The following is a 22,543-nucleotide window of genomic DNA, read 5'->3' as shown; positions in this document are numbered from 1 at the left end:
TATTTCCCCCTAAGCCATCTGTAATTGACGAATAATCTCTTCTTTGTCTAATGCATCCGCAAGCAAGACCACATTATTCACATCACTACAATACAAGGCAATCTGTTGGATTAGTGCTAAATGGTCATCTCCGACACCAGCAATTCCAAATAATACTGTTACAATTTGTGGTTCTTCTGCTGTACCAAAGTTGACTCCTTCAGGGACTTGAACAATACAAATCCCTGATTTTTTTACATAACGTTTGGCTTCATCAGTCCCGTGTGGAATTGCGATGAAATTGCCCATATAAACCGACAACAAATCATTTCTTTCAATCATTGCATCGATGTAATCGGCTTCGATACATCCTGCCTCAAATAATTTTTTACCACAAAAACGAATGGCCTCTTCTTTTGTCGTAAATGATTGATTTAATTCAATCATATCCATTGGTAAATTCATTCCATCCATTTTAATTACTCCTTTCAAAACCTTACTTCTGGTGTTTCAATTGTTCGACAAGTACTTCATATTTTTTTGATTGAACAAAATTTTCGACTTCGAAAATTTGAGCATTTGGTGCAACAGCTTCCACGTCTGACTTCATACTTGATAAAGCAACGACTAAAGTACTTGGTTGTACTTTTAACTCGCGATAGTTCATTTTTTTAATTGGAATTTGCAAATGATTTTTATTGAACATTTCTTCCAACATCCGCAGTCCCATCGTTGCTGATCCTTCTCGTTCGTCATAAACCAAAACAATTTCTGCAACGTTGGTGTAAGCAGGAGAACTTACAGGATTAACGGCTTTTTTCTCTGATGGTTGTTCAGCAACCGTGCCACTTAATTCGGCTACAATTTCATCGTAGCGAGGCGAATTTAAAAAGTTTTCAACTGATACAAACGTCGCATTCGGTGCTTTTTGCTTTGCTCGTTCTTGCAGTTCAACTTGCGTCACAATTAAGGCCGAAGCGTCATCTACTAATTGACTAATGGCACTGTTTGTGACCGCTTGTGGTAAATTGGCTTCTTTAATTTTTTTACGTAAAATTGAAGCCCCCATGGCACTTGAACCCATTCCTGCATCACAAGCAAAAATGATTTTTTGAACTTTATTATCTACACCAATATTTGTCGCTTGGTTAATGCCTTTTGAAGCCATTTTTGCTTGTTGTGTGGCAGCAACACTTGCCGCAAAATCAATTTCTTCCTCTTTAGAATCCGCTTTTAAAATAATCGCCGCTACTGCAAAAGAGGTTGCTGCTGCTACTGTCACACCAATCAGAACCGGAATATGTCCGCCTTGTGGTGCCATCGCCATAATCGCAATGATTGATCCTGGTGAAGCGGGTGCACGTAAACCAGCACCTAAAGCTTGTAAAGTAAAACTACCTGTAATCCCACCTGCAATTACTGCTAAAAATAATAACGGTTTCATCATCACGTATGGGAAGTAAATTTCATGAATCCCACCAAAGAAATGAATCAAAATCGCACCTGGTGAAGAAGATTTCGCCGCCCCTTTACCAAATAACATAAAGGCTAATAAGACACCTAAACCTGGACCAGGATTTGCTTCAAGTAAGAATAAAATCGAACGTCCGGTTTCAGCTGCTTGCTCCGTTCCTAGTGGTGTTAATATCCCATGGTTAATCGCATTATTTAAGAATAAAATTTTTGCAGGTTCAATAAAAATATTTGCTAATGGAATTAAGTGAGCATTTAAAATAATATCCACACCTGTTGCCATGGCTGTCGTTAACGTATCAACTACTGGACCAACAACGATATAACCTAAAATAGCTAATGCAAAACCAATTAGTCCTGCTGAGAAGTTATTGACTAACATCTCAAAACCAGCTTTAATTCGGTGTTGGAAATATTTATCAAATTGTTTCATACAAAAACCAGCAAATGGCCCCATAATCATCGCTCCGAGCATCATCGGAATACCTGTTCCGACAATCACACCCATAGTAGCAATCCCACCAACAACTGCTCCACGTTCACCAGCAATGACTTTCCCACCGGTATAACCAATTAAAATTGGAATCAGATAGTTCAGCATCGGGCCTACCATTTCTGCTAACTGTTCATTTGGAAAATATCCATCTGGAATAAATAATGCCGTTAAAACTCCCCATGCAATTAATGCCCCAATATTTGGCATAATCATGCTTGATAATGTACTACCCAACTTTTGTACTTTGGCTTTTAGTGATGTTTTCCCTTCAACACTTGTCGTCTGCATTTTAACTTCCTCCTTTTTTATCTTGCTTTGACAACTAAAGTGTATCCCCTTTCAAAAAGTTAAAATAGTCGCACTTTGGCACAAACGTTTATGCCAAAACTAAAAAGCGCCTTAAGCATCATCACTGACACTTAAGGCGCTTCAAATCTCTTGTTTAATTATTTGTTTTCTAACATTGCTAGAACGGTTGACTTTTCTGTTGCATCGCTCATTTTTCGGACATTTTCAATCTCCGAAAAGAATAAAGCCAATTCTTGTAGGACAGTCAACTGTGTCCATTTTTTTAACGAAACAGCCACAATAATTGTCGCAAGTTGTCTTTTGTCTTTCGTTCCAAAATCAACACCATCTGGCACTTGAATGATCACGATACCTTCTTTTAAGATATTTCCTTCTTGATCATCCGCATGTGGCAAAGCCACAAAATTGCCAATATAGACACTGACTTGTCGATGACGTTGCTTCATTGCCTCAATATAATTACTCGTTACGTAACCACGTTGTACTAATTGTTCACCCGCATAGGCAATGGCTTCCGTCGCTGATCGAAACGATTGATTTAAAAAAATATCGGCTTCACTAAACTGCCACATAAGACACCCTCCTCTAAGCTTTCATCTCTTCGACTAACAACGAAGAAAGTAATTGATAGACAATCGCTTGATTTCCTGAGCGAAAAATCTCAGTATACAGATCATTCATAATAATTGAACCACTTATTTTCCCAAGGAGTTGACTTTCAGTTGCCGTTAATTCTTTTGGTGCCAACATGAGTAACACTCGCTGTAAATTCATCTCTTGTCGATCCATCCCTAAAATAGTAACTGGTTGCTCTAAATCAATGATACAAAAAATGGGAAACTTAATACCACTTGTGGCAGCATGAAATAAAGCCATTTCTGTGCCAGGTATCCCCACCGGTGATTGTTTCAGTCGTTTACTTAACTTAGCAATAATTTTTTCTCGATTATTGACTATTTCAATTGGTAATACCGCGACACTTTGTTCGATAATATTTTCAATCGATGCTTGATTATCGATTGATGTGAGAAAAAACAAACCCAACAGTTCGTTGACATCATCCATAAAATCACGAACTTCTTCATAAGTTGGTCGCTGTATATCCTTCACGCTCCGCCTTACTCGCCCACGTTTTTGCTTGCGACTAATCTTTTTGAATTCTTCTTTTAGTTGATTGACTTCATCTTCTAATAACAACGGCGATACAAGCTGATATTTCCCACTATAACCGGCTAACAAAGCCGTCGAAACAACAAGGTCATAATCATTTTCTAAGTCGACCGTTCCTAAATCTGCCAAACTAAAAAAGTGAATTTGATCAACAAAAGGGAAGTAACAACGTAATTTCATCTCTAACATACTTGTTGATGCTAATCCACTTGGTGAGAAGCCTGCAATATCGATGGCAATCGTTTTCGGACTGCGTTCCAGTGAATTGGCAAAATGTAAAACCATATAAGCAATTTCTTCCTCAGAAATTTTCAAATCAGGAAAGACTTTTGGTAAAGAAATACGAATTCCTCTAGCCACTTCCTCATACTGTTGCATAATCCGTTCCAAAATCGGATTCGTTATTGTCTCTTCTTCTAAAATAACCCGTGAAAAAATTCCAGACAAATGGGTCAATAACATTTTATACAAATGTGAATCCTCAAAAAAATCAACTTCCGTTTCACGACTGACCTCTTCAATCAATTGCTTAATTTGATAGGCTAATTCCGTATCAAAGTTTTCTTCAAAAAAATCTTCTTCAAAAGAATTACCAAAATTACTCAACAAACTTGCGAAGAAAACAATTTCATTGACTGGATATAATTGCTTCGTCTCCATCGCCAACTTAGCAAAAATTCGCTTACTACTATTTAGCATCTCTTTATTTAAGGCTTCTAAATAAGCCTCTTCAACAATCAAATGTTCTTTTTTAACGCGATGAATCGTCAAAATCAGGACAAATGATAAATGCGCTAATTTACGATCACTGAGTTGAGGGATGGCTACTTTTAATTCTTCTAAAAGCAGTTCCCGAACATAGACTATATGTGATTGATTTAAGAAAGATAAAAAGATATTTTGCTTCGCCGTTGATACTTCATAATGAAAAAATTGATACTCGCTAATTTCCAATTCCAAAATACTTGCCATTAACAATCGACGGTATTTTTCCGATCCTTCGATTTCATAACCTAAACTACGGATAATTTTAAGTGGGGATTTTATTAAACGAGCCTCTAATTGTTTAATATCCGAATAAAAAGTTGTATTGCTAATCAAATAACTTTCTAAAAAATAGTTCAAGCTAATCGGTTCTTCGGTTAATAATAATTCAAATAAAATCAAACGTTGTCGTTGATCAGTTGGGATTTCCAACCAATTTTCCACCTGTAATGCTTGATGAATCTTGCGTAGTCCTTCCTCATCAGTTAATAATTGATATTTCCCTCGACCAATTTTATTTAAATGGGCATCAATTTTATTTAACGTTTCACTTAAATTTTCAATTTCACGATAAACTGTTCGTTTGCTAACTTTTAATAAAGAAATCATTTGATTAATCGATACCCCATTTGGTTGATTAACCAATTCCGTCAATAATTCCTTTTCTCTAGGAGACAAGAACATTAAATTTCCCCCTTCTCTAATAAAGTTTCAAAGTCTGCCACCTGTAAGATATCGGCGACTACTATTTTTTGTGCAAGGTTGCTCAGTTCTGGATATTTTTCCATTAGACTTTGACTTAGTACATAAATCGTTTCACGATTAGGATTCAACGTTTGAATCGCCTCTTTTTGAAAATCAAAGATTCTTTGATAGTGTTGCGCTTTTTGGGACCACAACTCAATCGCCATTGTTTGCGAACCTCTCATCTGATTAGCATAAAGAAAAACAATTTTCGGAAGGAGTGCACCTTGTTGACTCACTTGATAGCTCGTTGTCTCGATTCTTTTTGAAATACCCAAAGCCTCTTTTACACGTTGATGAAGTATTTTCGTTTCTAAAAAATTTTCAATTGTGATAATTTGCGTTGCCGGCACTTTTTTTTCAGCAATTTGTTTTAATTGTGGGTGAACGACGACTAATGTATCTTGACGATTTTCTAACGTATAAACCGATTGGTAATCAACTATCAATTTGCTCCCCTCTTGTTCTAAGCTTCTTCTTAAAAGGCTAGCACCCATAGCACTTGAGCCAATTCCGGCATCACACGCGACGATTATTCGGGTAATTTCTTGATTACGTCTAACTGGTAACTCTTCAAAATTCAAATCGGATTCCTCCCATTTTTTTTGCTTTAAGAAAAATTGTGCAACCGCAAAAGAAACAAACGTGCTGAGCGTTATTCCTAAAAACAATCCAAATAATTCTTTAACTGGTGTACTGGCAACCATTAAAATCAGCGATCCTGGTGAAATTGGGTTTTTCAAACCAACATTAAACCAATTAAAAATGGCCGTTCCCGTCATTCCACTACAAATAATCGCGATAAAAAGACGCGGTTCCATTAACACATAAGGAAAATAAACTTCATGAATGCCACCGATTAAATGAATCAAAGCCGCTCCACCTGTTTGCGCTTTCTTTTTACCATAACGATAATAAGCAAGCAAAACACCTAATCCCGGACCTGGATTTGTTTCCAGTAAAAATAAAATCGATTGCCCCGTTTTTTCAACCATTGATAAACCAATCGGTGTTAAGACACCATGATTAATCGTATTATTAAAAAAGAAAATTTTTAAAGGTTCGATGACAAAACTCACCAAGGGTAATAAATTGAGATGAATAAGTTCTGTAATTAAAATGGCGATTCTTTCCATCAAAGTATTGATAATCGGTGAAATAAAAAAGAGCGCAACTAAACACCAAATAGCCCCCATCACCCCAGCGACAATATTCGTTACTAGCATTTCATAACCGTCTTTAAATGCTTGTAAGCAATGTTTTCTGATTGAAACATAACTCCACACCGAAAGTGGTCCAACAATCATGGCTCCGATAATTTGTGGACTATTCGTCCCTAAAATCATCCCGATGGTGGCAATTCCAGCAATTGTGCCTCCGCGTTTAGGCTCAATTTGTTTTCCCCCGGTATAACCAATTAAAAGCGGTAATAAATAGGAAATTAATGCATATTCCAATGAATCCAAAAAAACACGTAGCGCTTCAAATCCAAAACTTGCAATCAAGTTCATTAAAGCCAAAGCGATAAAAATACTTAAGTGAGGCATTAACATCTGACTAAGTTGATGACCAACTTTCCTTAAGCCTGGCCAATTATTTTTAGGAATGATTTCTGATAATTTTCTAGACAAGACGTTCACCCCTTTATTCACTCTGTTTATCATAGCATAAAATCATTTTTTCGTTTGAGCAAAAGTTTAACGCAAGCATCAAAAAATCTACAAGAAAAAATCCTTGTAGATTGAACAACTTCTATTTCTCGTCGTAGCTCGAAAAATCAATAATTTTGTGATCTCGATACCAAACTTGAACCTTATCAGTATAGATTGAGGCAAAATCTTGATCGAAAGTATTAACCAGCCATGTAGAAAAACCTTTGTCTAGTTTCTCGCGATCCAATATTTGATTGACTTGGTCATCATTTTCTTTCGTGGCATCATCACCTGTAGATGCGATTGAAGGGATCTTGATTGTAATATCTTTATATGGTTTTTCCGAAAAAAATTCGCCATTAGTCGTATCAATCTCGACACCTTTAATATTAATAAACAAACCATTGAGATTCAATTCTTGCTTCATGATTTCTTTTTGACTGTACTCCCGATAACCCAAAAAAGCAGAAGCAGCACATCCCACAGTCAGCGCTATGAATAATCTTATTCCCCATTTATTGTCTTTCTCCATTACTTCACCTTATCAACTTTCAAACTACTATTTGCCAATTTCCAAGAACCATCCTCATATTGATACTTAGCAGACAATTTATAATCTGGTGATAACCACAATGTACCATCACTTTCAAAAATTCCTTGAACATTGACACTATTACTACTCGGTTCAAATTCAAAACTGACGGATTCAAGCTCGTTCTTTTTCTCCCAGTTCTTAAATTCAATCGCTTCTTCGGTTCGAAGTTTTAGACGTAGATCTTTCATAATTGCCGTTTTATCCGCCGTTTTCAAATCTTTATAGCTGCTAACTTTTTCACCATTTTTCCATTGACCAAGCGTACTACCATCGTAAAAAATCCGATAATAAACAGCTGATTCTTTCATAACGTCCGAATTAATTGATTCTTCAAACGTATTTTTCAATTCCTCACGACGACTATCATCATCAAATAGACCCGAGTAATTAATCAACTTGGGAATAAAAATGTCAACTTCCTTCGCCTCTTTACTACTAAACCACTTAACAATTCCTTTTTGAGAAACTAGCCCCACATCCGTCCCGATAATTGCCGAATACGCATCACGGATATTGTTTTTTGCCGCAATTTCACTAGTCTGTTGAGACCAAGGAGATAATCTATAAAACATTGATGAAAAAGCGGGTATTCCTATGAACCAAACGGCTGCTACAATGACCGGTACTGATGCCACAATGATCGCATAAGCTTTAAATTTGCCTATCGTCATTTTTGATAATCCTGTCACTAGTTTATTGACGTTCGTCGACTCTTTTGATTTCTTTTCATTTTTTTTATGATTGCTTCGACTATTACTGTGCTCTTTTATTTCAGGATTCCCATAATCCATGATTTGACTAACTCCTTTTCCAGTTTATTATTTAAAATCAATAAATTATTATAATGTTTTCTAGATTATTATACCAAATGTAAGCGCAACATCCTATACCTATTTAGATCTAGTCATTACAAAAAAATCAAACAATCACTTCATATGTTAGGCATACGAAGTGATTGTTTGATTTAACCTCTGTGTTATTTTTACATCAATTGTTTCAATTTCACATTTGGATATTTATCAGCAAACCAACGTTCGGCAAATTGATTTTCAAACAAGAATAATGGTTGATCAAAACGGTCACGCGCTAAGATGTTACGGCTTGAACTCATTTTTTCATCTAGATCTTCTGGTTCAATCCAGCGAGCGATTTTACTTCCCATTGGTGTCATAACGATTTCAGAGTTATATTCATTTAACATCCGATGTTGGAAAACTTCAAACTGTAATTGTCCTACGGCACCTAGAATATATTCTTCAGTCAAGTATGTTTTGTATAACTGGATTGCACCCTCTTGTACCAATTGGAGAATTCCTTTATGGAATGATTTTTGTTTCATCACGTTTTTAGCGGCAACTTTCATAAATAGTTCTGGTGTAAATGAAGGAAGGTCTTCATAAGCAACGGCTTTTTTCCCTTCATAAATCGTATCACCAATTTGATAATTACCAGTATCATAGACACCAATAATATCACCGGCAACTGCTTCTTCGACATTTTCACGTGAATCAGCCATGAATTGCGTCACGTTACTAAGTTTCATTTTTTTCTTTGTCCGTTCTAAGGTTACGTCCATACCGCGTTCAAAGGTTCCTGAACATACACGAACAAAAGCAATCCGGTCACGATGGGCTGGATTCATATTTGCTTGGATTTTGAAGACAAATCCTGAAAACTCTTCTTCATAAGGACTCACTAATTCCCCATCTTTTGTTTCATGATCGTAAGGCGCATGTGCATACTGTAAAAATGTTTCTAAGAAAGTTTGCACACCGAAGTTGGTTAATGCTGAACCAAAGAAGACGGGCGTTTGTTGGCCACGAGATACTTTCTCTGGGTCAAATTCATCGCCAGCTTCTGTCACTAATTCAACTTCTTCTAAAACTTGATTGTAAATACTATTGTTTCGTAATGGGTGATCTGCTGGAATTTCGCCATTTTCATCTAAGTCAATGTATTTTTGATTGTCATATTTTTCAGGTCGATAAAATTCTACACGTTTATTGTGGATATCATAAATTCCTTCTAAACCTTTTCCCATTCCTAAAGGCCAGTTCATCGGAAAGGATTCAATCCCTAAAACTTCTTCAAGCTCTTCTAATAGCTCTAACGGCTCGCGACCATCACGGTCTAATTTATTAATAAAAGTAAAAATTGGAATTCCGCGTCGTTTAACGACTTGGAAAAGTTTCTTTGTTTGAGCTTCAATCCCTTTGGCACTATCAACAACCATGACCGCACTATCAACCGCCATCAACGTCCGATATGTATCTTCCGAGAAGTCTTCATGTCCTGGGGTATCTAAAATGTTCACACGTTTGCCATCATAATCAAATTGCATAACGGAACTCGTAACCGAAATCCCACGTTGTTTTTCAATTTCCATCCAGTCAGACTTAGCAAAGTTACCGGTTTTTTTTCCTTTAACAGTTCCGGCTTGACGGATTGCGCCTCCAAAAAGGAGTAATTGTTCAGTAATTGTCGTTTTACCAGCATCCGGATGGGAAATGATCGCAAAGGTACGACGACTTTCAACTTGTTCTTTTAAATTCGGATTATTCATATATATAAGTATTCCTTTCTTTGTGATAAAATCATCACCTAAACTTCGATTCGTTCTTAGTCAACTAGAACAGTTTACCATGGATTCCATGATAGAAAAAGGTTATTGACTAATTTATTCAGAAAAGAAGGAGTCGCGACAATGATTGTCACAACTCCCCTTCGTTATTTTTTCGATTCATCTTCATCGGAGTCTTTGCGGAAGAAACGTTTTTCTTCTTCAGGCTCTTTTTCTTCCTCTTGATTATCATGAAACATCACGCGGATTTTTATGACGCGTGAGCCTTCAATTTCAAAAGGTTCCAATGTCATATTTTCAACATCAAATGTTAATTTCTCATCTGGTTCTGGAATCGTTCCTAAAGCTGTAATCAAATATCCAGCCATTGTATCAACATCAGGCATATCGATTTTCGTACCAAATTCACTATTAAATTCAGTAATTAACATCTTACCTTGAACAATATATTCATGATCACTAATAACTTCATACAATGTTGAAACTTCATCGGATTCATCATCAATTTCACCGACGATTTCTTCAAGTAAATCTTCAAGTGTCACAATCCCAACGACACCACCATACTCATCAAGTAAGATTGCCATTTGGTTCTGTGTTTTTTTCAATTCATAAAGTAAGTCATCAATAAAAACTGTTTCAGGAACAAAAAGCGGTTCCTGCATAACTTCCATAAAGTTTAAATTTTCAAATCCTACATCATAAGCGGCTTTTAATAAGGTTTTTGTATGTAAAACACCAATTATTTTATCCTTATCCTCATTGTATACTGGAATACGTGAAAAGTTCTCTGATAAAATTTTGTTTAAAATTGTCGGCACATCACCTTGTATGTCTACCATAAAGGCATCTGTTCTAGGAACCATGACTTCACGTGCGACTTTTGTATCTAAAGAAAAAATACCTTGTAACATTTCAAGTTCATCTTCTTCAAGAATGCCTTCACTTGCCAACATGTAACGCATTTCATCACGTGTCATTTTAGAATCTGCATCATCGAAAGTAATCGGCGTAATCCGAGACAATAAATTAGTAGAAGCTGATAGTAACCAAACGAATGGCTTCGTTAATACCCCAAGGAATTGAATCACACCTGAAGTATAACGGGCAATTTCTTCTGATTTATTCATCGCAATTCGTTTAGGGTATAGTTCCCCAAATACGATTGAGACATACGTTAAAATTGCTAATACAATAAATGTTGCGATGCTACGCGCTGCAGCACTTGTACCAATTAGTGGTGCTAGACGACTCGCAAAACTGTCGGCTAAAGACGCCCCAGATAAAATGTTAACGAGTGTAATCCCTACTTGGATTGTTGATAAAAAATTTGTTGGTTCATTTAAAATTTCCAAAAGTTTTTGTGACGATTTGTCGCCATCTTCTGCCTTTTGTTCTACGCGATTACGATTGGTAGAAACAACGGCAATTTCTGCTGCTGATAGAAAGGCATTTATCATTGTTAACAAAACTAATAATAATATCTGCGCGATCATCGACTGACTATCGGGGTCAGAATTCATAATTTCTTTCTCTCCTTATTTTTCATTAATGATAAAAAAAAGCGTGGAATTATCCACGAGAGAATCGTATCATAAAGTAAGATTCTTTGCAATCAAAAAACAATAACTAACGTTCACTTTCTTTGACTTAAAAAACAATTGTTTGCATATCGACTTTTTGCAGTTATACTAACGTTGAGAGGTGATGAAAAACATGATAATTAAATATACGAGAGACACGATGAGTCAAATTTATCTTGACGCTCTACGCATTCGTAATGAGGTCTTTGTTCACGAACAAAACGTGCCGTTAGAACTTGAAATTGATGAGTACGAAGCATTAACACTTCATTTTGTCCTTTATGAAGAGAATAAAGCTTTAGCAACTTTACGATTACTTCCTTTAGAGGATGGTCAAATTAAATTACAACGGATGGCTGTCATTAAAGAAGCACGCCAAAAACACCTTGGACAAAAGCTGATGACCTTTGCCGAAAACTTCTGTAAAGAACAACAGTTTACTAGCATCACACTTGGTGGACAAGAATCTGCAATCCCCTTTTATGAAAAATTAGGCTATCATGTTGAAGGCGAACGCTTTATGGATGCAGGTATTCCTCATTTCACCTTAACAAAAAAATTATAAAAAAAATAAAAAAACTGGATATAATTATCCAGTTTTTTTTGTTATTTTTGAGACAATTGCTTGTAGCGGTCATACCATATATCGATATACCCTTGAGAAAAAGGACCTTTCTCATTGTTAATCCAATCCACTAAAATTTTGACATTTTCTTTTAAAATATAATCGATATCATCGGGATAGCCCATAAGCTTACTGTGTAACTCATATTCATCCACATCTAGTAATCGTTTTTCACCATCAGGAAAAACTTTGATATCTAAATCATAATCAATGTATTTTAGCGCCTCCTCATCTAATAAGTAGGGTGAAGCTAGATTACAATAATAGGACACACCTTTTTCACGAATCATTGCTATGACATTGAACCAGTATTTTTTATGAAAAAAAACAATCGCTGGTTCACGGGTAACCCATCGTCTTCCATCTGACTCTGTAACTAATGTATGATCATTAACGCCAATCATGGAATATTCACTGGTCTTCAACACCATGGTATCACGCCACGTACGATGCAACTTGCCATCATGTTTGTAGCTTTGAATGCTGACAAACTCTCCTTCTTTTGGAACGCGCATAGTCAACCTTCCCTCAGCGAATAACCGCATTTGTTTGGGTGCTTTTCACACCAACATCGTAAACATTATAGCAATAAAAATGCTATTTGCCTACAAAACTTTACGAACTTTCTGATTTTCTAGAAATTTGGCAACTAATTTTTGTTGAATCGTTGGAAAAGTAATCGTTTCAAAATCTTTTCCTGCAATCCAGTGTCCACCCTCATAATCAAATTTTTGATTGGTTCGTCCATAAAAAATCAAGACATGCCAACGCAAATGACTAAAAACATGCTTCACTTCACCCAAATGTCTCGTTTGCCAAACAATCGGTAATTCGTTAAAAATCTCAAAAAGTTCTGATTCGGCCACAAGATCTAGTGACAGCTTTTGTTCCTGTTTGACATAGTTCGTTTGATATTCTTTAAAAGTTGCTTCAGACACTTCTTCTAATGGATAATGCCATAACTTAGCTAGCAAACCTTTTTCCGGTCGCTGGATAATTAGAAATTCTTTTTGGCTGTTTTCAATGATACCTGCAACATAATAAACGTCTTTAGGCGGGACTTTTTTCGATTTTACCGGATAATTTAGCTGCGTATTTGTTTGATAGGCCTGACAAAAGTCTTTTAAAGGACAGTTGGCACAATCTGGACTGGTTGGTGTACAAATACTCGAACCCAAATCCATAAATGCTTGGTTCATATCACCAGGCGCTTCATGTGAAATAATCTCTCTAAAAGCTTCATCAAAAATTTTTCGGCTACTCGCTTTCGCAATATCAGCATCAATACCAAAGAGCCGACTACCCACTCGCATCAAGTTGCCGTCAATCGCAGGTTCAGGTAATTCAAACGCAATGCTACTAATCGCTCCCGCTGTGTAGGGGCCAATTCCTTTTAATGTTTGAATTTCTTCAAACGTCTCAGGAAAGCGGCCATCAAATTCTGCAACAATTTGCTGCGCAGCCACTTTTAAATTTCGGGCACGTGAATAATAACCTAGCCCCTCCCAAACTTTTAAAAGACTTTCTTCTTCGGCTTCGGCTAGCGCTTGAATCGTTGGATATTTATCAATAAAACGATAATAATAACCGATTACTGTATCGACCCGTGTTTGTTGCAACATAATTTCAGAAATCCAAATATAGTAAGGATTATTCGTCCCGCGCCATGGTAAGGTACGCTTATGTTGATAATACCAAAATAAAAATTGCTCTTGAAAAGCCGCAATTTCTGCTGATTTCCATTTTTTTAACTGACTACTCATCTTCTTTAACTTCCTCATCAATAAAATGTTGGATTTGATCCAACGAAAAACCTTTTTGATACAATTGGCCTTTTATTTTTTGAATCATCTTACTACGTTCTAAACGTTGATGACGACGTAGTAACTTATTGCCTTCAATCATTAACGCATTTTGTTCCGATTCTTCATCCTTTTCAAAAGCTAGCTCATCAAGTACTAGTTGAATGACTTCACTGCCAAAACCTTTTTGCATTAAAGTCGTACGGATTTTTTGTAAATTTTCTTGATAACTTTTTGTTTGATTTTTACGCCAAGCTTTTTCAGCAACTTTAGTAGCCACGGCTAGCTGTTGATCCATCGTATATAAATACATGGCTTGTTCAATAATCAAAGAATCAATGCCCTTTAGCTTTAAATTTTGCGTTAAAACATAAGGTCCTTTATCACTCATTCGCATTTGCGTCCGAATATAGCTTTCGGCATAGACTTGATCGTCGATTAAAGAAAGCTCCTTTAAACGAAGCATGATTTCTTGGATATCAGCCGATGAAACTTCCTTCTTTTTTAAATATTGACGCATTTCTAACTGACTACGTAATTGGTAACTGACATAGCTATAAGCCATTTGTAATCCAATTTGATAACCAGCACTTGCTTTTAATTTTTCAAAAAGTTCCGGCGTAATTTCACTACCTTTTAATAGGCGATGTTTCACTAGTAAATCTTCCGAGACTTGGACTTCTTGCCCTTCAGAAAATATCACCGTATAAAAATTATTTTTTTCTAATTTAATTTGTTTAATTTCCATTTATCTCACCTCTTAATAGCCAATTTCTAGTCTATCATACTTTTCCCAATTCGGTTGAAAACTGTGCTAAAATGTAAAAAAGAGACGCGAGAAAAACAAATAAAGAAATCGAGGCCTTCTTATGAACCAAGTACAAGTAACCACAAATCAAACATTACAAATTAAAATTAAACGCCTAGGAATTAACGGTGAAGGCATTGGCTATTACAAACGACTGATTATTTTTGTGCCACGCACTTTACCGGGAGAAGATGTTCAAGTCCGTGTAACAAAAGCCTCACCAAAATTTGCTGAGGCTGAACTAATTAAGATCATTAAAGTCAGTCCAGACCGAATTGAGCCTCCTTGTGAATTTTACGATCGTTGTGGTGGCTGTCAATTACAACATTTAGCGTATAACAAACAACTCGACTTTAAAAAAGACTTATTGAAACAATCACTTGAAAAGTTTAAACCCGCCGATTTTCGTAATTATAAATTAAAAGATACTATCGGAATGGACGATCCATGGCGCTACCGTAATAAAGCTCAGTTCCAACTACAATTTAACGATCATACTCAACAAGCTGAAGCTGGACTTTATGAAATGAATTCTCACCACTTAGTAGCAATCGATAATTGTTTGGTACAAGAAGAAACAACCCAAAAAGTCTTAAATACTGTCCTAGAACTGATTAACCATTATCAACTACCAATTTACAACGAACATAAAAATAGCGGTATTTTAAGAACGCTGATGGTTCGAATCGGAATTGAAACAGGACAAGTTCAATTAGTTTTTATTACTTCGACACCAAAGCTACCGAAGAAAAATCATTTGATTCGTGAAATTAACGAGAAATTACCCGAAGTTGTTTCAATTATGCAAAACGTACAAAATAAAAAAACCTCACTTGTTATGGGTGATGATACGATCCACTTGTGGGGCCAAGAAGCCATCGAAGAAAAAATCAATGATTTAACTTTTGATTTATCGCCAAGAGCTTTCTTCCAATTGAATCCAAAACAAACAAAAGTTTTATACGAGGAAGCACGTCGCGCACTAGATTTAAGTAAAAATGAATCGTTAGTTGACGCTTATTGTGGCGTTGGAACGATTGGTCTGAGTCTTGCTCACCTTGCAAAAGAAGTTCGAGGAATGGATATTATTCCTCAAGCGATTGAAGATGCTAAAGCCAATGCTTTGCGTAAAGGTTTTACAAACACACGCTATGAAGTCGGAACCGCTGAAGAGCTACTACCTCAATGGTTAGCCGCTGGTTTTAAACCAGATGCGATTGTCGTTGATCCGCCACGAACTGGTTTAGGTGAACCGTTACTTGAAGCCCTAACCAACTATCCAGCAAAAAAACTGGTCTACGTTTCATGTAACGTATCAACATTAGCCCGTGATTTAAAAGTACTGACTAAAACGTATCATGTGGATTACTTGCAATCCGTCGATATGTTTCCACAAACGGCTCGTTGTGAAGTCGTTGTAAAATTGACTAAAAAATAAATTTTAGGAGTCGCTTTGCTAATGAAACAAATTTATTTTCTACGCCATTCCATCCGTGATACAACGGTTCATCATGAACAAGCACCGTTAACATTAGAAGGTCAACGACTTGCTGAAGAAATCAGTGCCTACTTTCTTGATAAAAAAATTACTCAAATCTATTCAAGTCCGTTTCAACGCACGATTGATACCGTCAAACCAACTGCGCAAAAACTAGCTCTAGAGATTCAAACAATTGATTTATTTAGAGAACGATCTGTCGGTGAGTGGCTTGCAGACTTTGATTCTTTTGCTCTACAACAATGGCAAGACTTTGATTACAAATTACTCGGTGGTGAATCGTTAAATGATGTAGCAAACCGAGTTCTACCACCTTTTAAAAAACTTTTAAAAGACACGAATGAATCCGTCTTGATTTGTGGACATGGCACTGCCCTATCGGTCCTTTTCCATTCTTTGACTAATGGTCAATTTGGTTATACTGATTTTTTGAAAATGAAGATGCCAGATGCTTACCAGCTAACTTTTTCAGATGAGCAGCTAATTGCTTTTGAAAATATTACGCTTGAAGACAAAAAACAAACAGTTAAATAATAATTTGAAAAAGCCTAATAAAATGATGATTTAGTCATTTTATTAGGCTTTTTGATACTAACTAGACCCCTGCTCCGTCTATAGAAGATTAGACACTAAAGTTCAGTCTCAATAAAATGTTCTTCACTTTCATCCCAGTACTTTTTATACGTCTCAACAGACGCTTTAAAATTTAACTGATACATTCTAAACGTCACCATTTTTCCTTTTGGCTGCCAATTTTCTGCACAAGAATATTGATAGTTCATTCCTAATTTCTTCATCACTTGCCCGCTTGCGATATTTTCTCTATCATGCGTGGCTGTCACATAATCCAAACCTTGAGCCTTTAATTGTTCCAATACCTCTTCAGCCGCTTCGGTAATTATTCCTTGATTCCAATATTCACTACGTAGACCATAGCCAAAGTCATGATTCTCATTAGTTGAAAGAGATACATAGCCAATCGGCCGATTATCAATTTTCAAACAAACTGCCAAAAAGAAGCGAGATACTGCAAATATTGTTCGCTTTGCAATTTTCTCTTGGTAAAATGCAATCGTTTCAGTGCGTGTCTTAATCGGAAACCACGGTAAATACGTATTGACCGTTTCCTCACCCAGAATTTGTTGTAACGCATTCAAATCGTCCTCGTTACTCTCAAACGGTCTAATTAAATTATCAATCGTTGCGTTTTAAACATCAATAAACCTCCCTACAAGCTTTAATACTCCTATTCTAATAAAAATGTTGACCATTAAATAGCATTTTTATCGATAAATTGACTATATAAGAAAACGGGCTGAGACAAACGTCCCACCCCGTTTTTTCGGTTGTATAATATTTAGTGTTGATGGAAAAATGTCATAGAGATTTTCTTTCATCACTTTTTTTATTTTACAAACAAGAAGAGGTTTCGAACTGATAAAATGTAGTCGTCGAAAACAAACACAAATCAGGAGTGAAGCCTCACGGACAATAATACTAGAAAAATACTTGGATTAACAGATGAAAATATTACTTTCCCAGAAGATTGGTTGGAGGATGCAAAACTAAAAGGCGTCAATGAGCACTTGAATAATAAAATTAAATTAATTAGACGTGTTTCCTATGGTTTTCGTAATTTCTACCATTTAAGAAATTGAATCTGCATCGTTCAGAGATTATTTTTCTCACAATCTGAAGCAATTTAAAGAATCAACAAATAACACACTAGCAGACCGGAGAAAAACGCCTTGTGTAGCTACGCCAAAAGACGAAATGTGAATTACTATAGGTTGGTGCTTTAGCACTTAGCTAGAGTTTGAAGCTTTCGAGTCGAGAGACCATGGCTCGAAACGATCTCGTAGCTTCTGCCAACAAGGTGATTTTTCGCAGGGGAGCGGGAGACTCTGCCCCTCTTTGCTAATGCCCAAAAAAATCGATAGAGAATCAAATTCCTCTACCGATTTTGATGATTATTTTTACTCAAATTGTGCGTATCAACACAATTGGACGAACAACCGATTTTTCTTATATAACTTAGATTCTTTTACTGATTTTAGAAAAGATCATCAAATAATGATAATTGATTTTCATCTGGTAAATTTTTCAATACACCATTTTCAGTCATATACTCGATTAAGGTTTTTGACACTTTTCCACGATTAGCCAAATCTTCTTTGGATAAAAATGGACCATCTTTTCTTGCCTCACAAATTTGTTTTGCCACGTTGGCCCCTAAACTTGGAACTGCTCGGAATGGTGCAATTAATTTATTGCCTTCAATGATGAAGTTGTCCGCATCTGATTTATACAAATCAATCATTGTAAACTCATAACCACGTTCAAGCATTTCGTTAGCAATTTCTAAAACAGTTAATAAGTTTTTCTCTTTCGTTGAAGCATCTAACCCTTTATGATTAATTTCATCAATTGCCTCTTTGACTGCGTCTTTTCCTTTTGACATCGCTACTAAATCAAAGTCGCCTGCACGAACAGAAAAGTATGCACAGTAATAAAGAATCGGAAAATGAACTTTGAAATAAGCAACACGCAAGGCCATTAAAACATAGGCTGCCGCATGGGCTTTCGGGAACATGTATTTAATTTTTAAACAAGAATCAATATACCACTCTGGGACATTTTGCTTACGCATTTCTTCTTGCCAATCATCAGGAATCCCTTTCCCTTTACGAACGCCTTCCATAATATTAAAGGCAATCCCGTCATCAAGACCCGCATGCATTAAATAAACCATAATATCATCCCGACAACCAATTACATTCGCTAAGTCAGCTGTACCGTTACGGATTAGCTCTTCGGCATTACCTAGCCAAACATCGGTTCCATGAGAAAGACCTGAAATTTGAACCAATTCAGCAAACGTTGACGGATGAGTTTGTTCTAACATGCCTCGAACAAAACGTGTACCAAATTCAGGAATTCCTAGCGTTCCCGTTTTAGAGTAAATTTGTTCTGGCGTTACTCCCAAAACATCGGTTCCTTCAAAAATACGCATGACTTCAGGATCGTGTGTGGGAATTGTAACTGGATCAATCCCAGATAAATCTTGTAACATCCGAATAACGGTTGGATCATCATGTCCAAGAATATCAAGTTTCAAAATATTATCATGAATCGAATGGAAGTCAAAATGGGTTGTTTTCCATTCAGCATCTAAATCATCGGCTGGAAATTGAATCGGTGTAAAATCATAAACATCCATATAATCTGGAATTACAATAATCCCACCCGGATGCTGACCAGTTGTCCGACGTACACCCGTAGCACCTTTTGCTAAACGATCGATTTCGGCACTTCGTAAATGTAAATTATTATCACGCTCATAGCCCTTTACATAGCCATAGGCGGTCTTATCAGCGACTGTACCAATCGTTCCTGCGCGATAAACATATTCTTCACCAAAGAGTTCTTTCGTGTAATTATGCGCGACTGGTTGATATTCTCCTGAAAAGTTTAAATCGATATCGGGAACTTTATCTCCATGGAAACCTAGGAATGTTTCAAAAGGAATATCGTGTCCATCTTTTTTCAAAGCTGTTTGACAATTTGGACAATCTTTTTCAGGCATATCAAAACCGGAACCATAAGAACCATCTTCATAGAACTCTGAATATTGGCAGTTTGGACAATGGTAATGTGGCGCCAAAGGATTGACCTCTGTAATTCCCGTCATCGTCGCTACAAAACTTGAACCAACCGATCCCCGTGAACCAACTAAATACCCATCATCATTACTTTTTAGTACCAATTTTTGCGAAATCAAATAGATTACCGAGAAACCATTGCCAATAATCGATTTTAATTCCTTCTCTAAACGTTTTTCAACAATTTCTGGTAAAGGACTACCGTATAGTTCTTTTGCTCGATTATAACTTAATTGTGTAATCTCATCTTCTGACCCTGTAATTTTCGGCGTGTACAGATCCGTTTTGACTGGTGTGACTTCATCACACTGTTCAGCGATTTTATTAGGATTGGTGATCACAATTTCTTCCGCCACGTCGTTGCCTAAAAATTGAAAAGCCGTTAACATTTCATCTGTTGTACGGAAATGGACTTTTGGTAACGAATGTCGATTTAATGGATTCGCATGCCCCATCGAATTGACTAGAATTTTACGATAAATCGCATCTTCTTCATTCATATAATGAACATTTCCAGTCGCAACCACTGTTTTACCTAACTCTTTACCAATGCGAACTAAATTAGCAATAATATCTTCTAAATCTTGTTCACTTTTGACTAACTCTTGCTCGATTAAATGGGCATAGACTTCTTTAGGCATGACTTCAATATAATCATAAAAAGCAGCTTTTTCTTTTGCTGCCTCATAACCTTTTTGCATCATTGCCACAAAGACTTCCCCTTTATCGCAGGCCGTTCCTACAAGTAAACCTTCACGTAGTTTATTCAGCTCTGAACGCGGAATACGTGGTAATTTGTTATGGAAATATTGAATATTTGAAAGTGAAATCAATTTAAAGAGATTTTTCAGTCCCGCTTGCGTTTTGGCCATAATCGTTGCATGGAATGGTCGAGCAGCTTTAATTGAATTGGCTCCACCAACATGACGATTTAAATCTTCATGTAACAGCATTTCATGTTTTTCCATCGCCTCTTTAACAAAAATCCACGCTAAATGTCCTGTTGCTTCGGCATCATAAATCGCTCGGTGATGTTGGGTTAAGCCAACACCAAATTTTTTCGACAAGACCCCTAAACCAAAACGTTTAAATTCTGGATACAAATAGCGTGCAAGCTCTAACGTATCAATGACAGGATTGTCTGCTTCTGGTAATCCATACTTTTTATAAGTCATGTTTAAGAATCCCATATCAAATGAGGCATTATGTGCAACTAAAATACAGCCTTCACTAAATTCGCGAAACGCACGGATAACCGCTTCTTCACTTTTTGAGCCACGAACCATTTCATCGGTAATACCAGTCAGTTCAATCGTCGTTTTTGATAAAGGGTGCCCAGGATCGATAAATTCTTCAAAAGTTTGCTCGACATTCCCCTTATGCATTTTAACCGCAGCTAACTCGATAATCGTATCATAAACAGCGGAAAGTCCGGTTGTCTCGACGTCAAATACCACGTAAGTCGCGTCATTTAATGGAACGGGTTGAGCATTGTAGGCCACTTCAACACCATCATCAATCACATTGGCTTCAACACCATAAAGGATTTTAACGCCGGCTTTTTTTCCAGCTTGATGGGCATCTGGAAATGCTTGTGCGCCACCATGATCAGTAATCGCAATCGCCTTATGCCCCCATTTGCCTGCCTGAGCAACTAGATCCCCCACATTATTCGTCGCATCCATCGTACTCATGTTTGAGTGCAAATGCAATTCGACCCGTTTTTGACCTTCTGGCGCATAATCTTTACGACTTTCATGAGCCACTTCAATAATATCTTGCCCGTTCATGACTAAATCGCGCATAAACGTATCTTCTTGCACACTGCCACGAACTTTTAGCCACATACCTTTTTTAATCGCATCAAAAACTTGCTCATCTTTTTCATTGTTAGAGAATTTTTTAACGATAAACGATGATGTGTAGTCCGTCATTTTGATAATAATAATTTTTCTTTTTGAACGTAGCTCACGAACTTCAACATCAAAAACATAACCTTGAATCGTCGCACGACGTTCTTCTTCCAAAATATTCCCCATCGGCATAATCAATTCATCCGCAGGGATATTTCGACCTAACTGAATTGGACCACTTAATGGTGCCAAATCTTGACTATCTTTTTTACGTTTTTCATTTGAAGCAATCACTTCAGCTGCTTGTTGCATGTACATTTCTTGTTGTTCTTGCTGTCTAGCTGCCAAAGCTTTTAAATCTTCTTCAATTTGTTCTTTATCTACTTTGGGTAAAATCCGGAAACGTTTAAAACCAAATTTTTGGTAGTTGGCTTCAATTACTGGAAAATATTGTTGTTGTAAATTCCCGATAACAGCTCCATTTGAAACAGATAAATAAATTTTATCTCCATTGATTATTGGAAGTTGCGTTTTTAATACTTGTTTAACAAATGGCGTATCAAACTCGTCAGCCGCCATTGATAATAACCAATAATCTTGTAATAACTGCTCATTAAAATGATTATTGGGCGTTTGAACGTTCATCACCGTTGTAGCAATTTCTTTAAATGTTACAACTAAATGTTGATAAAAAGCTTGGAATAACATTGCAGGTAAAATTTCTGAAAAGCTAAATGTAAACTCCCATATTTTTGACTGTTTATGTACTAAAACTTGAAGGATCTCTCCCGTTTGGATAATTGGATGATCCCGTAATTCTGGACTTAGATTCATTTGATCTAATAATATATCGAATTTTTCTTTATTCGTCGACAATTGCTGTTCACCCTTTTCTATTCAATAATACAAGTATACGATTTTTCACACTAAAAAGTCTAGACATCCTAA

General features: G+C 36.5%; 18 protein-coding genes. 4 read left to right on the top strand and 14 right to left on the bottom strand.

Features of this window, described 5'->3' with window-relative positions; genetic code table 11:
* Positions 1-9: 9 nt before the first annotated feature.
* From ACFO3L_RS00665 to ACFO3L_RS00625, 9 genes are all read right to left on the bottom strand, one after another.
* Positions 10-444, bottom strand: coding sequence for a PTS mannitol transporter subunit IIA (locus ACFO3L_RS00665; RefSeq protein ID WP_379962877.1), 435 nt, complete (start codon positions 442-444; stop codon positions 10-12).
* 31 nt (positions 445-475) lie between these two features.
* Positions 476-2,236: a PTS mannitol transporter subunit IIBC gene (locus ACFO3L_RS00660; protein WP_379962871.1), complete on the bottom strand. Its 1,761-nt coding sequence runs from the start codon at positions 2,234-2,236 to the stop codon at positions 476-478.
* A gap of 158 nt (positions 2,237-2,394) precedes the next feature.
* On the bottom strand, positions 2,395-2,829 hold the full coding sequence (locus ACFO3L_RS00655) for a PTS mannitol transporter subunit IIA (protein WP_379962870.1): 435 nt from the start codon (positions 2,827-2,829) through the stop codon (positions 2,395-2,397).
* 13 nt (positions 2,830-2,842) lie between these two features.
* Positions 2,843-4,876: a BglG family transcription antiterminator gene (locus ACFO3L_RS00650; protein WP_379962869.1), complete on the bottom strand. Its 2,034-nt coding sequence runs from the start codon at positions 4,874-4,876 to the stop codon at positions 2,843-2,845.
* Positions 4,876-6,567: a PTS sugar transporter subunit IIBC family protein gene (locus ACFO3L_RS00645; RefSeq protein ID WP_379962868.1), complete on the bottom strand. Its 1,692-nt coding sequence runs from the start codon at positions 6,565-6,567 to the stop codon at positions 4,876-4,878. Before ACFO3L_RS00645 ends, ACFO3L_RS00650 begins: the two co-directional genes overlap by 1 nt.
* Positions 6,568-6,688: 121 nt before the next feature.
* A complete protein-coding gene (locus ACFO3L_RS00640; RefSeq protein ID WP_379962867.1) occupies positions 6,689-7,120 on the bottom strand; it encodes a hypothetical protein in 432 nt (143 codons plus the stop codon).
* Positions 7,120-7,974: a hypothetical protein gene (locus tag ACFO3L_RS00635; RefSeq protein WP_379962866.1), complete on the bottom strand. Its 855-nt coding sequence runs from the start codon at positions 7,972-7,974 to the stop codon at positions 7,120-7,122. Before ACFO3L_RS00635 ends, ACFO3L_RS00640 begins: the two co-directional genes overlap by 1 nt.
* Positions 7,975-8,165: 191 nt before the next feature.
* Positions 8,166-9,746, bottom strand: a complete 1,581-nt coding sequence (locus ACFO3L_RS00630; protein WP_379962865.1) for a peptide chain release factor 3 — start codon at positions 9,744-9,746, stop codon at positions 8,166-8,168.
* Positions 9,747-9,910: 164 nt separating this feature from the next.
* A complete protein-coding gene (locus tag ACFO3L_RS00625; protein ID WP_379962864.1) occupies positions 9,911-11,287 on the bottom strand; it encodes a hemolysin family protein in 1,377 nt (458 codons plus the stop codon).
* A 193-nt stretch (positions 11,288-11,480) separates the two neighbouring features.
* On the opposite strand from ACFO3L_RS00625, the gene ACFO3L_RS00620 reads away from it, so the two are divergent.
* A complete protein-coding gene (locus tag ACFO3L_RS00620; protein ID WP_379962863.1) occupies positions 11,481-11,912 on the top strand; it encodes a GNAT family N-acetyltransferase in 432 nt (143 codons plus the stop codon).
* A gap of 41 nt (positions 11,913-11,953) precedes the next feature.
* Here the strand turns inward: ACFO3L_RS00620 and ntdP are convergent, their stop codons facing one another.
* The 3 genes from ntdP to recX form a co-directional block, all read right to left on the bottom strand.
* A complete protein-coding gene (gene ntdP, locus ACFO3L_RS00615) occupies positions 11,954-12,487 on the bottom strand; it encodes a nucleoside tri-diphosphate phosphatase (RefSeq protein ID WP_379962862.1) in 534 nt (177 codons plus the stop codon).
* A gap of 90 nt (positions 12,488-12,577) precedes the next feature.
* A complete protein-coding gene (gene mutY, locus ACFO3L_RS00610; RefSeq protein WP_379962861.1) occupies positions 12,578-13,735 on the bottom strand; it encodes an A/G-specific adenine glycosylase in 1,158 nt (385 codons plus the stop codon).
* A complete protein-coding gene (gene recX / locus ACFO3L_RS00605; RefSeq protein WP_379962860.1) occupies positions 13,728-14,522 on the bottom strand; it encodes a recombination regulator RecX in 795 nt (264 codons plus the stop codon). The genes mutY and recX overlap by 8 nt, the downstream gene beginning before the upstream one ends.
* Positions 14,523-14,643: 121 nt before the next feature.
* Here recX and rlmD point away from each other — a divergent pair, with 121 nt between their 5' ends.
* Positions 14,644-16,020 (top strand): 23S rRNA (uracil(1939)-C(5))-methyltransferase RlmD, encoded by a 1,377-nt coding sequence (gene rlmD / locus ACFO3L_RS00600; protein ID WP_379962859.1) that lies wholly within the window; start codon positions 14,644-14,646, stop codon positions 16,018-16,020.
* Between the two features lie 21 nt (positions 16,021-16,041).
* Positions 16,042-16,614, top strand: coding sequence for a histidine phosphatase family protein (locus ACFO3L_RS00595; protein WP_379962858.1), 573 nt, complete (start codon positions 16,042-16,044; stop codon positions 16,612-16,614).
* Positions 16,615-16,709: 95 nt separating this feature from the next.
* Here ACFO3L_RS00595 and ACFO3L_RS00590 read toward each other — a convergent pair whose 3' ends face one another.
* The gene (locus ACFO3L_RS00590) at positions 16,710-17,267 is read right to left on the bottom strand and encodes a GNAT family N-acetyltransferase (RefSeq protein WP_379962876.1); all 558 of its coding nucleotides are present in this window, start codon (positions 17,265-17,267) and stop codon (positions 16,710-16,712) included.
* A gap of 363 nt (positions 17,268-17,630) precedes the next feature.
* On the opposite strand from ACFO3L_RS00590, the gene ACFO3L_RS00585 reads away from it, so the two are divergent.
* Positions 17,631-17,738, top strand: coding sequence for a transposase (locus ACFO3L_RS00585; RefSeq protein ID WP_379962856.1), 108 nt, complete (start codon positions 17,631-17,633; stop codon positions 17,736-17,738).
* A 395-nt stretch (positions 17,739-18,133) separates the two neighbouring features.
* Here the strand turns inward: ACFO3L_RS00585 and ACFO3L_RS00580 are convergent, their stop codons facing one another.
* Positions 18,134-22,471: a PolC-type DNA polymerase III gene (locus tag ACFO3L_RS00580; RefSeq protein ID WP_379962855.1), complete on the bottom strand. Its 4,338-nt coding sequence runs from the start codon at positions 22,469-22,471 to the stop codon at positions 18,134-18,136.
* Positions 22,472-22,543 lie beyond the last annotated feature (72 nt).

Origin of the sequence: Enterococcus eurekensis, assembly GCF_042654605.1 — a bacterium.
GTDB classification, from domain to species: Bacteria; Bacillota; Bacilli; order Lactobacillales; family Enterococcaceae; genus Enterococcus_I; species Enterococcus_I eurekensis.
This window is presented reverse-complemented; position numbering and strand designations above follow the sequence as displayed.